The organism is Streptomyces sp. NPDC055078 (genome assembly GCF_053607985.1).
On record NZ_JBSGUP010000157.1, the window covers coordinates 1 to 13,802 of the forward strand.

The window sequence follows — 13,802 nt, forward strand, 5'->3', positions numbered from 1 at the left end:
GTCAGGGCGAAGAACACGTCGTCGAGGTCGGGGGTGTGGACGGTGAGTTCGTCGGCTTCGATGCCGGCGGCGTCGAGCCAGTCGAGGATGGAGCGGAGTTCGCGCTGGCTGCCGTCGCTGGGGAGTTGGAGGGACAGGGCCTCGTCGTTCCGGGTGACTTCGCGCAGGGTGTCGGCGGCGGACTGGTACGCGAGCGGGTCGGTGAAGCGGAGCCGGACGTGTCCGCCGGGGATGAGCCGCTTCAGTTCGTCGGCGGTGCCCTCGGCGGCGATCCGGCCGTCGTTCAGTACGGCGATACGGTCGGCGAGTTCGTCGGCCTCCTCCAGATACTGCGTGGTGAGGAAGACGGTGACGCCGCCGGAGACGAGTTCGCGGATGATCCGCCACATGTTGTGGCGGCTGCGCGGGTCGAGGCCGGTGGTCGGCTCGTCGAGGAAGATGATCCGCGGGTTGCCGACCAGCGTCATGGCGATGTCGAGGCGGCGTTTCATCCCGCCGGAGTAGGTGGACGCGGGCTTCCTCGCCGCCTCGGTGAGGTCGAAGCGCTCCAGCAGTTCGGCGGCGGTACGGCGGCCCTCGCGGCGGGAGAGGTGGTGCAGGTCGGCCATGAGGAGCATGTTCTCCTCGCCGGTGATCAGGCCGTCGACGGCGGAGAACTGCCCGGTGACGCCGATCGCGGCGCGTACTCCGTCCGGGGATGTGGCGATGTCATGGCCCGCGACCTGAGCCTGCCCGCCGCCTGCGGTGATGAGGGTGGAGAGGATTTTGACGACGGTCGTCTTGCCCGCGCCGTTCGGGCCGAGCAGCGCGAACACCGACCCGGCCGGGATGCGCAGATCGATCCCGTCGAGGACGAGTTTGTCGCCGTACGACTTGCGCAGACCGGCGGCGGAGACGGCGGCGGGCGGCTCGTGGACGTCACCGGTATTGGATGTGGGCATGACAGATGAAGGCATGGGGCCCTCCTCGGCGAAGGCTGGAATCGAAGTGAAGGGTGGAGCGGGGTGGAGAGGGGGATTTCAGGCGCGGGCGCGGCGCACGTCGATGCTTCCGTAGCGCGTACGGGCGCGGACCTCGACCGTGTCCTCGGTCTTCTCCGGGGTCCCGGAGTCGGCGAGCGTGTTGCGCACCTGCCCGCGCTCGGAGCTGACGTCGAGCCAGGCGGCGGTGCCCGCGCGGATGCCGACCTCGATGGTGCCGTGCGCGGTCTCCAACTGGACGCTGCCGGAGGCGACGTCGAGGACCCGCAGCGCGCCGTGCGCGGTGGTGGCGGCGACCGAACTCTCCGCGTGCTCGATGGTGATGTCGCCGTTGGCGCCGCGTACCCGCAGGTCGCCGATCGCGGAGCCGACCGTCGTGGCGCCGTGCGAGTTCTTCAGGACGGCGGGTCCTTCGACGGTGCCGACGCGCAGGCTGCCGGAGCTGGTGCTGATCTCGGCCCTGCCCTCGACCCGGTCGACGGTGATCGAGCCGTGGGCGGTGGTGAGCTGGAGCGGCCCGGTCGTGTCGAGCCGGACATCACCGGTCGCGGTCCTCACCCGGACCTCACCGAGCCGGCCCTCGCCGAGCAGTTGGGCCCAGGCGCCGGTCATGTCGATGTCCGAGCCCGCGGGCAGTTCGACCGTCACATCGACGGTGCCGGTGCGTCCGACGACGTAGCGCTGCTTGGGCGTCTTGACGGTCAGGACACCGCCGGCGTACTTGACCTCGGTCTGTTTGGCCGCCCGCAGATCCTGGTCCTTCTTCGGGTCGCGGGGCCGCACCTCGACAACCGTGTCGAGGCGGTCGCCCGCGGTGAACTGGATGGAGCCGGCGGACACATGGACAGTGGCCGAAATCGGTTCGGGAGTGTCGAAAGAAGGCATGGCTGTACCGTCCTCGTGAGTCTGTGTCCCGCGTGGGACGCGGTGTGGGTGGGTCGTCCCTCGTGGGACGCGGTGCGGGTGACGTGGGGTGGGAGACGCGGTGCGGTGACGCGGTGCGGGCGCGGGCGCGGGCGCGGTTAGCGCACCCAGCCCGTGAAGTTCTGTCCGATGGTGCGGGCCTTGTCCGGCGTACGCGACTGCGCGCCGCCGTCGACCGCGGCCGACACGGCCCGCACCAGCCACGCGTTGACCGACAGGCCCTCGCGGCTCGCGGCCTGCTCGGCGCGCGCCTTGAGATTGGCCGGCAGCCGCAGATTGACGCGGGCGGTGCCGCCCTCGTCCGTTTCGACGGGGACCGGGGCCGGTGCGGGCGCCGGTGCGTCGAGCGGTTCGGTCCGGTCCTCGCGCTGCGGCAGCATCACCACGAAGTCGGGGTCCAGGCCACGCAGTCGTACGTCGACCGAGCCGGGGGCGAGTTCACGGGTGATCTCGTCCATGGCGGCGGACAGCACATTCAGCAGGGTCAGGCGGGTGGCCGACTCCAGCGGCGCGGTCAGCCGCTCGGCGAGTTCGCGGGCTTCGTCACCCCCGGCTTCGGCGGCCACCGCCAGTTCCCTGTGAAGTGTCTCGACATACGGCGTGAGGTCCATAACGCCATCATGGCACCACAATGGTGCCACTGGCAACCCCGAAGGCGCGATATCTGGCACGGGGTGAGGCTCCGGGATGCCGAATGAACTCATCATCGCAGGTCAGGAGCGATGGAGGGGTGGGCGCGGTTCGGGTGCCATGGTGTCGTGGCGTGGCGCGGGGCGGCATAGAGAGGTGCCAGATGCACTGGATGGCGCCATATGGTGCCGGGTACGGCATCACGCGGGGTCGAGTGGTGCCATCTGGCGCCGCGTGCGGTGTCACGTGGGGCCGAGTGGCACCATGTGGCGTCAGCGGCCCGGCGGGCGCGACCGCGCGCCCAGCACGCGCAGCAGGCTGGTGTGCAGCGCCTCCGCCGCCTCCTCGTCGGACATCCGGCCGGCGTCGGTCTCGGCGCCCGCCGCGTGGCCGAGCTGGATGGTGACCGCGACCAGCCAGTCCAGCGGGAGCCGGTCATCGAACTCTCCGGTCCGCCGACCGCGCTGGATGACCCGCTTCAGCCGGTCAGCGACCGGTGCGTGGCGCTGGTGGTCGGCCGGCCGGCTCACGGGCAGCGAGCCGATCTTCTTGAGCAGGACGGGGTAGCGCCGAGCGGTACGGCCGCTGGCGTCGATGAGCCGGAGCAGCGCCTCGGCAGCGGGTCCCGTATCGAGGTCGGCGGCGTCCATCGCGGCGACGGCTTCCTCGGTGACCCGGTCGAGGACGGCCGTCAGCAGTTGCTCCCGCGAGGGGAAGTGGGCGTAGACCGTCTGGCGGGTCACGCCCGCGGCCGTGGCGATGGCTTCGACGCTGGCGTCGGGGCGGGTGTTCAGCAGCCGGATCGCCGCGTCCAGGATGGCGGCCCGGCTGCGGCGGGCATCGGCTCGGCGCTGGGGGGACTGCGGCGCTTGGGGTGACCGGGGCGCCCGGGGCGGCCGGGGTGGCCTGAGCGGCGGCTCGGACTGGGGCTGGGGCTGAGGCTGGGACGAAGTCATCTCTTACACCTTGTAAAGATTGCCGGTTCATGCATATCTTACAGCTTGTAAGAGATCTTTCGTGAGGCCCGCAGAACGGGAGCGCCATGACCCCCTTCACCGGCACCGACCCAGAGCGGTTCATCGCCGACTTCTTCATGTCCTTCCACGATGAACTCCTGCGCGGCGACGAGGACGCAGGTCTGATCGTCGACCGCTTTCACACGCCGGACATCGTGCAGATCGCCGACGGGCACCGGATGGACCGGGACAAGCTCATCGCGCACACCCGCCCGGTGCGCAAGAACCGGCCAAGCGGCCGGATCGAAGTACTTGAGGCACAGGCGAGCGGGGACCGGCTCGCCGCCCGGTACACCTTCCATGTGCGGGACCGTAAGCGGAGTCTCGCCGTCGAGGTCTACTTCTTCGGGCAGTTCGCTCCCGACGGACGGATGCGCCGGTCGCACATGCTCACCCGCACCCGCCCGGCCGAGGCCGACCCGGGGCAGCCCGCGCCCGAGAAGCCCGAGGAGGCCAGCACATCAAGCACGTCCGGCACATCCGGCAGGCGGGAGTCACCGGTATGACCGAGCGTGTCTACACCGTGAGCGGTATGGCCTGCGGACACTGCGCGGGCTTTGTCACCGAGGAACTCGAACGCGTCGCCGGTGTCACCGCCGTGGCGGTGGACGTCGAGAACGACCTGGTCACCGTGACCAGCGACGGGGATCTCGATATCGCGGACGTACGTGCCGCGGTCGAAGAGGCCGGCTATGAACTGACCGCCGCGCACCAGCGGTAGCTCCGCGTCAGCGGCGCCGACAGCGCCGCTGAGTGCCGTACCGGCTCGTACCGGCTCACTGCTCCTTGACGGTGATGCCCAGCAGCTGGGCGAAGGCCGGAGCCAGATCCATCATCTGCAGGGTGGTGATCGTGGCGCCACCGAGGGAGTCGAAGCCCTGGGTGATGCCCAGATGCGCGGCCTGGCGCAGATCGACGTTCTTCATCCGGGCCTTGGTGAACTGAACGGATTCCAGGCGTGAGCCGGGGAAGCTGACGCCGTTGAGCTGGGCGCCACCGAAGTCGACGTCCCGGAGCACACAGTCGACAAAGGAGACGTCCCTGAGGGTCACCGCGCGGAGGTTCACCGAATCCAGTTTGCAGTTGTGGAAGGCGACGCGACGCATCTGCGCGCTGAAGAGTTCCAGCCCCGCCAGGGAGCCGGCATTGATCTCGACGTCCATCCAGGACGTCTCGGCCAGCTCGGTGGCGACCCAGCGGACGGTGTGCATCCAGACGTCATTGAAGCGGGCGCGGCGCATCCGGCCTCCGGTGAAGACGACCGAGGTGAGCGCGGACTCGGCGAAGACGACGCTGCCCGCGTCCGGGTCGTCAAAGGTGGTGCCATCGATATGGACGGTGTCGAAGTCGCCCTCGCGCTCCAAGTCGCCTCGGAAAGGCACCAGATGACGGGCAAAGGGGAGGTCGGACAGTTCACGGGGTGTGGGCATGGGAGATCACCGGTCCTTCTCGGGAAGGGGTGGGCATCGTGGGGCGTGACGGGACCTGCCGGCGGGGCGGACGCTCGACCACCCGTCGACAATGGACACGCTAGACCACTTATCCGGGACCCCCAAAATGCCCCCGAGAAGGACCTGGAAGGGCACCTGAAGGGCCTTTCTCGAAATTCCCACCGGCTCCTGTGTCCGCTCAACCGGCAGGCCGCCAGAGAGGATTCTGCGGGATCCATCGGGGGGCTCAGCGGGAAAGGCCGTCCGAAATGAGAAAGCCCTCATACCGCGACGGATGAATACGGCCTCGTTGACTGGCGTAGGGGGCGATCCTAGCCTCATGCCGGACGGGGCCCGTCTCCGAGTTTCAGCGCGGCGCGGGCCGTCCTGACGGAGACGACGAGGAGCTTCCTTGAAATCCGGTAATCCAGCGCCCGCCGTATGGCGGCGTGCCAAAAGGAGAATCGCAGCGGCGGTATTGGCGCTGGCGCTTCCGTTAGGGCTGTCCATCGGCCTGGACTCGCCCGCCATCGCCGATGGACCGAGCGGTACGAAGACCAGCGGCGCCAAGCCCGGTGCCGCGCTGCCGACCGCGCCGGGCGACCTCCGTGCCGTGAAGGTGACCGATACGAGCATCACCCTGGCCTGGTCGCCGTCGTACTCGGACCGGGGCATCGCCCGATACCGCGTGGACCACTGGGGTACCTCCGGGTCCGGCTCGACCACGGAACTCACCTACACCGACACCGGGCTCAACGTGGCCACGGAGTACCACTACCAGGTGGCCGGCGTCGACAACGACGGTCAGTCGGGCTACGCGAGCCGGACACTCGTGGTCCGCACGACGGGCAGTGTTCCGCCGATGCCCGCACAGCCGGTCAAGATGGCGGTCTTCGCCGAGGAGGGGAATTACCAGGCGGACTTCCACGCCAAGGACCTGGTGACCAGCGGCGCGGCGGGAAAGCTCACGCATCTCACCTACGGCTACGGCAGGGTGACCGACGGACAGTGCTCCTTCGGTGACCGGTACACCGCACTGGAGAAGTCGTATCCGGCCGAGCGGAGTGTCAACGGCAAGGCGGACACCTGGGACCAGCCGGTGCGCGGGCATCTGAATCAACTGGCGGAACTGAAGAAGAAGTATCCGGGGCTGAGAATCCTCTGGTCCTTCGGCGGCAAGGAGTATTCGCATGGATTCCTCCAGTCCGCGCGGAATCCGGCCGCTTTCGCCGAGTCCTGCGCCCGGCTGGTCAACGATCCCCGGTGGGCGGGGCTCTTCGACGGTATCGATCTGTCCTGGGTGTTCCCCGAGGACTGCGGGGTCTACGGCTGCCAGGGCCCCGAGCTGATGAAGCCGATGGTCCAGGCGTTCCGTACGGCCTTCGGGAACAAGCTCGTCACCGCGACGTTCAGTGCCGACCGTGGCGCCCGGATACTCGATGCGGCGGACCTTGCCGGAATGTCCCCGTCCGTGGACTGGTTCAATATCCAGACGTACGACCACTACAAGCCCACCGGCCGGTTCGCGAACGCGGCGACCGCCCCCGGCGCACCCCTGTACCCGTACCAGGAGATGTACGACAACACCTCACACGGCTACCTGAGATGGCTGACCGCGCGACAGGTGCACCCGAACAAACTGGTCTTCGGAATTCCGTCCCACGCGTGGGGCTGGCAGAACGTCACCACGGCGGAACCGGGCCGGGGCGGGCACGGGCCCGCACCCGGGGACGGTGAGCCGGGACGCGCGGACTACCGCACCGTCAAGGTGAGGTGCCCGGCGACGGGGACCGCGTCCCAGACCGCGTACGGGTACTGCGGGACAGAGTGGTGGACCTACGACACCCCCGCGACCGTCGCCGGGAAGATGGCGTACGCGAAGTCCTACGGGCTGGGCGGGGCGTTCCTCTCCGACGCGGCAGGCGACACCGCCGACGGGGAACTGGTCGCCGCGATCGACAGCGGGCTGAGGTAGGGCTCGCGGCAGGTCGGCCGGGCGCCCCAGCCCCAGCCTCCGGCGACGGCGGCTCCCGGTCTGGCCTCCCGGCGGCGGCTCCCGGAAACGACGGGCTCCCGGCGACGACAGGCTCCCGGCAGCAGCGGCTACGGCTTCCGCTCCGGCCAGCCCAGCAGCCGTGCGCCGATGACCGCGGTCTGGAGGGTGTAGCGGTGCATGGGGTCGCCCGGGTCCGCCCCCGTCAGCCGGCGGATCCGGTCCAGCCGGTAGGTCACCGCCCGGACGCTCAGGGAGAGCCGGCGCGCGGCCTCCGCCGCCACACAACCCGTGTCGAAGTACGCGGTGAGGGTCCTCAGCAGCGGGCCCGCGCCGCCGCGCGCCCCCTGGAGGGGGCCGAGCACGCTCTCCACCAGATCGGACATGGCCTGCCGGTCGCGGGTGAGGACCGGGTAGACGAGCAGGTCGGACGCGTGCAGCACGGGGTCGTCCAGGTCCATCCGGACGGCCAGTTCGAGGGCGCCCAGCGCCTCTTCGTAGGAGTGGACGACCCCGCCCGCGCCCGGGTGGGCGCGGCCGATGGCGACCTGGCCGCCGTCCGTCGCCGCGTATGCCTGTTTGGCGAAGAAGGAGAGGACGTCGGACTGGTCGGCCGGGGCGATACAGATCAGTCTGCCGTCCTTGGTGGTGAGCAGGATGTGCCGGTCCCCGAAGCGGGCCACGAGCGAGGACTCGACACCTCGGGCGACCGGGGCACCGTCGTCGTACGGCTCCGCGCCCTGCGCCACCGCGACGGCGTGCGCGTGCGACAGCAGCAGACCGAAGCGCTCGGCACGCTGGGCGAGGCGGCCGAGGTCACTGCGTCCGTAGAGAAGGTCGTCGATGAACTCCCGGCGGGCCGCCTCCTCCTGGCGCACGGCGAGGCGCTGGGCCCGCTCATGGCCTTCGGCGAAGGCGTCGGCGGCCTGTTCCACGGCGGCGAGCAGATGTTCGGCCTCGGTGCGGGAGAGGGCGGGGCGGACGGCCTGGGCGGCGGCGAGCTGCGCACGGACCAGCAACCGCAGACCGATGCCCGCCTCGGCGGCCCGCTCGCCCCGGCCGCGCAGTTCCGACAGCTCCTCCCGGGTCAGCCGCCGGCCGGTGCCGCAGGCGCCCGACAGAATCTCGGCATACCCCGTCAGATAATGCTCGGGTATCTCCGCCCGCGCCATCGCTGTCCCCCGTTCTTGACGCACCCCTGATGTGCGGAGGTCAAGGGTGACACGTACCGCCAGGGGTGGCGACCGGCATGAAGACGGTGTGAAGACTGCCGGAGAGCGGCAATGCGCGCCACTGGCACGCCTGCCAGGATGAGGCAAGCCGCGCGGGACCCCACCGGGACCGTGCCGGAAGCCGGAAACAAGCGCTCCACGGCGAACCGGCACCGGTACCGGCGGACGAGCGGACGCGGACGCGGACGCGGACAGACACGAATACGAGTACTACGAGTACGAGTACAAGGACGAGCACGAGGGGGATCAGCGATGGCCGAGTTCCTGGACGCCCTGCTCCGATTCCCCACCGCGCTGTTCACCGCGGCCCTCGCCGTCGTCATCGGCTTCTGGCTGCTGGTCCTGTGCGGCGGCGCCGAACACGACGGCTTCGACACCGGTACGGACACCGGCGCGCTGCATCTCGGCGGGGTGCCCGTGGCGGTCTCCGCCTCGCTGCTGATCACGCTCGGCTGGTTCCTCAGCCTGACGGGTTCCGCACTGCTCACCGGTACGGGAGCGGTCGGGGCGCTGCTCAGCACCCTGGTGCTCCTCGGTGCGGTGGTGGGCGCCTGGTGGGGGACCCGGCTGCTCGTACGACCGCTGGCGAAGCTGTTCCCCGACGAACCCGGGCCGTCCCGGCAGGACTTCATCGGGTCGGTCTGTGTCATCCGTACGGGACGGGTGGACGCGGGCTTCGGCCAGGCGGAGGTCAGTGCGCGGGACGGGTCCACCGCCGTCGTCCAGATCCGCCAGAACGGCACGGACGCCATGCCTCTCGGAAGTACCGGGCTGCTGTACGCGTTCGACGACGCCGGCGAGTTCTTCTGGGTCTCGCCCTACAGCCCTCTCGGCCCGCTGGACGACGGACAACTGGGCGACGGCCCGCTGCCCGAACCGCGCGCGTGACGCGTCACGCCTGACGCCCGCCGCCTTTCACCTCACCTCTACGACGGGTCCATGCCCGCGCCTCGCGCCCGACGCCCCGCCGCCCGGCTCGTGACGCCCGCCGCCTGACGCCCAGACGCCTTTCATCTCACATCGGGGGACTTCCCATGGATGCCATCACGTGGGGCATCGGCGTGCTCATCGCCGTTGTCCTGCTCATCGCCATCGCCCTGCTCCTCATCGTCAGCAGGCTGTTCCGCAAGGTCGAACAGGGCAAGGCCCTGATCGTCTCCAAGATGCGGAAGGTCGACGTCACCTTCACCGGGCAGGTCGTCCTGCCCGTGCTCCACAAGGCCGAGACGATGGATATCTCGGTGAAGACCATCGAGATCTCACGGACCGGCCGCGACGGCCTGATCTGCCAGGACAACATCCGCGCCGACATCCGGATCTCGTTCTTCGTCCGGGTCAACAAGACCGTCGAGGACGTCATCAAGGTCGCCCAGGCCATCGGCACGGCCCGCGCCAGCGACCAGGGCACCTTGCAGGAGCTGTTCAACGCCAAGTTCTCCGAGGCGCTCAAGACCGTCGGCAAGCAGCTCGACTTCACCGATCTCTACACCAAGCGCGATGAGTTCCGGGACCGGATCATCCGGGTCATCGGCACCGATCTGAACGGCTACAGCCTGGAGGACGCGGCGATCGACTATCTGGAGCAGACGCCGCTCGCGCAGCTCGACAGCAACAACATCCTGGACGCACAGGGCATCCGGAAGATCACCGAACTGACGGCCGTGGAGCACGTACGCACCAATGAGTACCAGCGCCATGAGGAGAAGGAGATCACCCGGCAGAACGTCGACGCCCGGGAGGCCATCCTCGAACTGGAGCGGCGGCAGGCGGACGCGGAGATCAAGCAGCGCCGGGAGATCGACACCGTACGGGCCAGGGAGGAGGCCGAGACGGCGCGGGTGGTGGAGGAGGAGCGGCTGCGGGCGCAGAGCGCGTTCCTGAAGACCGAGGAGCAGCTCGGCGTCCAGCGCGAGAACCAGAACCGGGAGGTCGCCGTCGCGGCGAAGAACCGCGAGCGGGTCATCGCCATCGAGAGCGAGCGGATCGAGAAGGACCGCCTCCTTGAGGTCATCGCCCGGGAGCGGGAGACCGAACTGACGCGGATCTCCGCCGAGAAGGAGGTGGAGGCCGAGCGCCGGGAGATCGCCGAGGTCATCCGGGAGCGGGTCGCCGTGGACCGTACGGTCGCCGAGCAGGAGGAGTCCATCAAGCGGCTGCGGGCCGTCGAGGAGGCGGAGCGGGGCCGCCAGACCGTGATCATCGCCGCCGAGGCCGAGGCCCAGGAGCGGCTGGTCAAGGACATCAAGGCGGCGGAGGCCGCCGAGCAGGCGGCCGTGCACCGGGCGGCGGAGGAACTGACCCTGGCGGAGGCCCGGAACAAGGCCGCCGACATGGACGCCCGCGCCAAGATCCGCCTCGCCGAGGGCACGCAGGCGGAGGCGGCGGCCGAGGGGCTCGCGGCCGTCCAGGTCCGGGAGAAGGAGGCCGACGCGATCGAGAAGGCCGGCCGCGCGGAGGCCGAGGCCACCGAGGCCCGGCTGACCGCCGAGAACCGGGGCATGGCCGCCCGGTTCACCGCCGAGGCCGACGGCGCCCGCGCGAAGGCGCTCGCCGAGGCCACCGCCATCGGCGAGAAGCTGAAGGCGGAGGCGGCCGGACTCACCGAGAAGGCCGCCGCGATGGCCGCTCTGGACGAGGCGTCCCGTCAGCACGAGGAGTACCGGCTGCGCCTGGAGGCGGAGAAGGACATCCGGCTCGCCGGGCTCGAAGTGCAGCGGCAGGTCGCCGAGGCGCAGGCCACGGTGCTGGCGACCGGGCTGGAGAACGCCGACATCAGTATCGTCGGCGGTGACTCGGTCTTCTTCGACCGGCTCGTGCAGTCGGTCTCGCTCGGTAAGAGCGTCGACGGGTTCGTACGGCACTCCGAGACCGCGCAGGCCCTCGCCGGTCCCTGGCTGGACGGCTCGTCGTCCTTCACCGACGACCTGACCCGGGTGCTGGGCTCGGTGTCGACCGGCGATGTCCAGAATCTGACCGTTTCCGCGCTGCTGATGAAGCTGATGAAGCAGGGCGGTGGCCACAGCGACCAGCTCCAGCAGCTCCTCGACGCCGCCGACCGGCTGGGGCTCAAGGACACCCCGCTCGCCGCGCTGAACGGCACGGCGGCGAAGGGCTGACCGGGCGAACCGTCCGGAGCGGGGTTCCGGAGCTGCCGCGTGGGGGGCGGCAGCTCCAGGGAACCGGACATCACACTTTCCAGGGAGCGGACCAATGGACACCGGCACAGCCACGGCCAAGGCCACCGGCACCGGCACCGGCACCGAGTCAGGGACCGGCGCACAGGACCGGTCCGGCGCACATCCCCGTATGGACAACGGCCCGGACAACGGCCGGGAGACCGGCCCGGACAACGGACTGGAGACCCGCCCGGAGACCGGCGCACGGGACCGTACGGACACCGGCACTCGCGACCGTACGGACGAGGGCATGGACGCCGGGACCTACGAGGTGCTGCGGGACCGGCTCCGGGCAGGGGCCGCCGAGCTGGCCCGCCGGGCGGAGGTGCTCGACGCCGCCAGAACCCGGGAGTTCGGCTCCACCGAGCTGACGCTCACCGGCACCGGACGGCTGACCGGCCCGGTGCCCTCCGTCCCGAGCGACATCGTGGCGGTCGGCGACCGGCTGCTCCTCGGCCGCGATCCGAGGATCCCGGGCACGCGTCCCGTCGAGGTCGGCGACGTCTTCGCCCTGTACGACCGCGAGCTGAACCCGCTGCCGCCGGAAGCCGTCCCCGGGCTGCTCGACGACCCCGCCTTCATCGCCGAGTTCGCCGCCCTGCACCGCTACTACCGGGGCGCTCGGCTCATCCAGCTCCGCCGGGTCGACGGCAAACTGCTCGCCGTCTTCCGTACCGGTGAGAAGGCGGACGACATCCGGGTCCTGCGGTGGGCGACGGACCCGGTGCGCTTCCTGGACGCCCGGGGGGAGCGTGACCATGTCTTCCCGCCCCCGTACGACTTCGACTGGACCGAGACCACCCGGGACGACCATCTGACGGGACGTCACCCCCGGGTGGCCGTCGGCGGGGACACGTCTGTCGCCTATGTGTCGACAGTCGGGGGCGCGCTGACCGTCAGGACCGACGCCGACACGGAGTCCGCCGACGCCGTCCACAGCGAGCCGGTGGACGAACCGCTCCAGTCGCTCGCCGATGCCGAGATCGCCCATGCGCGGGTCGGCGCGCTGCTCCTGCTGCGGGTGCGGCCGTACAACGAGAGCGTCCGCCGCCATCTGGTGCTCAACACCCTCACCGGGACGGTGGTCCGGCTCGACGGCATCGGACAGTCCGCTCGGCGGCTGCCGGACGACCAGGGCATCGTCTTCCCCGGCGGCTACTGCCTGGCGGCCGGGACGGTGAAAACCTTCGAGGTGGAGACCACGGGCCCGGAGTCCGGGGGCCCGGGGTTCACGGGCGCGGGGTTCACGGGCCCAGGGGTCGGGGGCCTGGAGTTCGAGCGGGCCGGGCGCTCCCCCGGCGGCGAGGACGTCCTGTTCGCGTTCCGCGCCCGCGCCCGGGGCGGCGGTCTGCTGCTGCCGTACGGCACCATCCGCAAGGAGATCGCCCTCCCGCTGCCCTGTCTCGGCTACGCCCTCTTCGACGACGGCACCCTGGTCGTCCTGCGCGGGGAGCCGTCCGCCGGGTCGGAGGAGCCGGCCAGGTCGCACCCGGTACAGCTCTGGAAGAGCCCGTACGCCGCCGAGAACCACACCGCCCCCGCCGGTTCGGGGCCGCTCGCCCGGATCGGGAACGCCGATCTGGTGCGGGGCATCGCCGACGCTCTCGCCATCGCCCGGCAGGCGATGCGCACCGATCCCACCACCGAGGTGTACGCGGCACTCGCCGACGCCTGTGTCCGCGCCGCCGACCGCCACCACTGGCTGGGCGGCGCGGAGACGGGCGATCTGCGCACCCCGCTGGAGGAGATCCGGGCGAGTGCCGGACAGATGGTGGAGGAGTTCCGGACCGTCCGGGAGCTGACCCGGCAGGCGGCCGACGCGCTCGCCGAATCCGCCCAGCGGATCGCCCGGCTGGTCCGCCGCGTCCGGGGCGAGTCACCCGCCACTGCGGCGGAGTGGATCGACCGCATCACCGAACTGCGCGCCTGCCATGGTGAGTTGACCGGACTGCGGGAGATGCGGTACGCGGACACCGCCGCCATCGACACGCTCGCCGAGGACATCGCGAACGACACCGCGTCCGCCGCCGGGCGGGCCGTCGCCTTCCTTCAGCGCCCGGACGCGTTCACCGGGTACCACGACGAGATCGAGCGCCTCACCACCGAGGCGGGCACGGTCGGGACCGTCGCCGCCGCCGCGCGGCCCGCCGACCGACTGGACGGACTGACCGCCGGTCTGCGCACCCTCAGCGAGGTCGTCGCCGGGCTGGACATCGGGGACGCGACCGTCCGTACGGCCGTCCTGGAGCGGGTCGCCGAGGTACTCGGGGGCGTCAACCGGGCCCGCGCCATCCTCCGGAACCACCGCCGGGAGCTGACCGACCAGGAGGGGCGGGCCTCCTTCGCCGCCGAGTTCGCGCTGCTCGGACAGTCGGTGACGGCGGCGCTGGCCGCCGCCGGCACGCCGGAGGACTGTGACAC

General features: G+C 70.6%; 12 protein-coding genes. 6 read left to right on the forward strand and 6 right to left on the reverse strand.

The window, feature by feature from the left end; genetic code table 11:
• From ACWF94_RS15900 to ACWF94_RS15915, 4 genes are all read right to left on the reverse strand, one after another.
• Positions 1-956 (reverse strand): ATP-binding cassette domain-containing protein (locus ACWF94_RS15900; RefSeq protein ID WP_453487949.1); only part of this gene is annotated, 956 nt, incomplete at its 3' end.
• Between the two features lie 63 nt (positions 957-1,019).
• Positions 1,020-1,865 (reverse strand): DUF4097 family beta strand repeat-containing protein, encoded by an 846-nt coding sequence (locus tag ACWF94_RS15905; RefSeq protein WP_453487950.1) that lies wholly within the window; start codon positions 1,863-1,865, stop codon positions 1,020-1,022.
• A 137-nt stretch (positions 1,866-2,002) separates the two neighbouring features.
• A complete protein-coding gene (locus tag ACWF94_RS15910) occupies positions 2,003-2,515 on the reverse strand; it encodes a hypothetical protein (protein ID WP_453487951.1) in 513 nt (170 codons plus the stop codon).
• Positions 2,516-2,806: 291 nt separating this feature from the next.
• Complete coding sequence (locus ACWF94_RS15915; RefSeq protein WP_453487952.1) at positions 2,807-3,490, reverse strand: TetR/AcrR family transcriptional regulator; 684 nt, start codon at positions 3,488-3,490, stop codon at positions 2,807-2,809.
• Between the two features lie 86 nt (positions 3,491-3,576).
• Between ACWF94_RS15915 and ACWF94_RS15920 the strand changes: the two genes are divergently transcribed.
• Both ACWF94_RS15920 and ACWF94_RS15925 read left to right on the forward strand, forming a co-directional pair.
• Positions 3,577-4,056, forward strand: a complete 480-nt coding sequence (locus ACWF94_RS15920) for a nuclear transport factor 2 family protein (protein ID WP_453487953.1) — start codon at positions 3,577-3,579, stop codon at positions 4,054-4,056.
• Complete coding sequence (locus ACWF94_RS15925) at positions 4,053-4,271, forward strand: heavy-metal-associated domain-containing protein (RefSeq protein WP_453487954.1); 219 nt, start codon at positions 4,053-4,055, stop codon at positions 4,269-4,271. Before ACWF94_RS15920 ends, ACWF94_RS15925 begins: the two co-directional genes overlap by 4 nt.
• Before the next feature lie 55 nt (positions 4,272-4,326).
• Here ACWF94_RS15925 and ACWF94_RS15930 read toward each other — a convergent pair whose 3' ends face one another.
• Positions 4,327-4,980, reverse strand: coding sequence for a pentapeptide repeat-containing protein (locus ACWF94_RS15930; protein WP_453487955.1), 654 nt, complete (start codon positions 4,978-4,980; stop codon positions 4,327-4,329).
• 412 nt (positions 4,981-5,392) lie between these two features.
• Between ACWF94_RS15930 and ACWF94_RS15935 the strand changes: the two genes are divergently transcribed.
• The gene (locus tag ACWF94_RS15935) at positions 5,393-6,955 is read left to right on the forward strand and encodes a glycosyl hydrolase family 18 protein (RefSeq protein WP_453487956.1); all 1,563 of its coding nucleotides are present in this window, start codon (positions 5,393-5,395) and stop codon (positions 6,953-6,955) included.
• A gap of 128 nt (positions 6,956-7,083) precedes the next feature.
• Here the strand turns inward: ACWF94_RS15935 and ACWF94_RS15940 are convergent, their stop codons facing one another.
• Positions 7,084-8,145: a PucR family transcriptional regulator gene (locus tag ACWF94_RS15940; RefSeq protein ID WP_453487957.1), complete on the reverse strand. Its 1,062-nt coding sequence runs from the start codon at positions 8,143-8,145 to the stop codon at positions 7,084-7,086.
• Positions 8,146-8,457: 312 nt separating this feature from the next.
• Here ACWF94_RS15940 and ACWF94_RS15945 point away from each other — a divergent pair, with 312 nt between their 5' ends.
• The 3 genes from ACWF94_RS15945 to ACWF94_RS15955 form a co-directional block, all read left to right on the forward strand.
• Positions 8,458-9,093 (forward strand): hypothetical protein, encoded by a 636-nt coding sequence (locus ACWF94_RS15945; protein ID WP_453487958.1) that lies wholly within the window; start codon positions 8,458-8,460, stop codon positions 9,091-9,093.
• A gap of 146 nt (positions 9,094-9,239) precedes the next feature.
• Complete coding sequence (locus tag ACWF94_RS15950) at positions 9,240-11,321, forward strand: flotillin family protein (protein WP_453487959.1); 2,082 nt, start codon at positions 9,240-9,242, stop codon at positions 11,319-11,321.
• A 310-nt stretch (positions 11,322-11,631) separates the two neighbouring features.
• Positions 11,632-13,802, forward strand: a 2,171-nt coding sequence (locus ACWF94_RS15955; protein ID WP_453487960.1) for a DNA repair ATPase, incomplete at its 3' end; no start/stop codon positions are given.

Coding starts and splice junctions, on each gene's coding strand:
- ACWF94_RS15905 (WP_453487950.1), bottom strand. CDS start 1,865: ATGCCTTCTTTCGACACTCCCGAACCGATTTCGGCCACTGTCCATGTG.
- ACWF94_RS15910 (WP_453487951.1), bottom strand. CDS start 2,515: ATGGACCTCACGCCGTATGTCGAGACACTTCACAGGGAACTGGCGGTG.
- ACWF94_RS15915 (WP_453487952.1), bottom strand. CDS start 3,490: ATGACTTCGTCCCAGCCTCAGCCCCAGCCCCAGTCCGAGCCGCCGCTC.
- ACWF94_RS15920 (WP_453487953.1), top strand. CDS start 3,577: ATGACCCCCTTCACCGGCACCGACCCAGAGCGGTTCATCGCCGACTTC.
- ACWF94_RS15925 (WP_453487954.1), top strand. CDS start 4,053: ATGACCGAGCGTGTCTACACCGTGAGCGGTATGGCCTGCGGACACTGC.
- ACWF94_RS15930 (WP_453487955.1), bottom strand. CDS start 4,980: ATGCCCACACCCCGTGAACTGTCCGACCTCCCCTTTGCCCGTCATCTG.
- ACWF94_RS15940 (WP_453487957.1), bottom strand. CDS start 8,145: ATGGCGCGGGCGGAGATACCCGAGCATTATCTGACGGGGTATGCCGAG.
- ACWF94_RS15945 (WP_453487958.1), top strand. CDS start 8,458: ATGGCCGAGTTCCTGGACGCCCTGCTCCGATTCCCCACCGCGCTGTTC.
- ACWF94_RS15950 (WP_453487959.1), top strand. CDS start 9,240: ATGGATGCCATCACGTGGGGCATCGGCGTGCTCATCGCCGTTGTCCTG.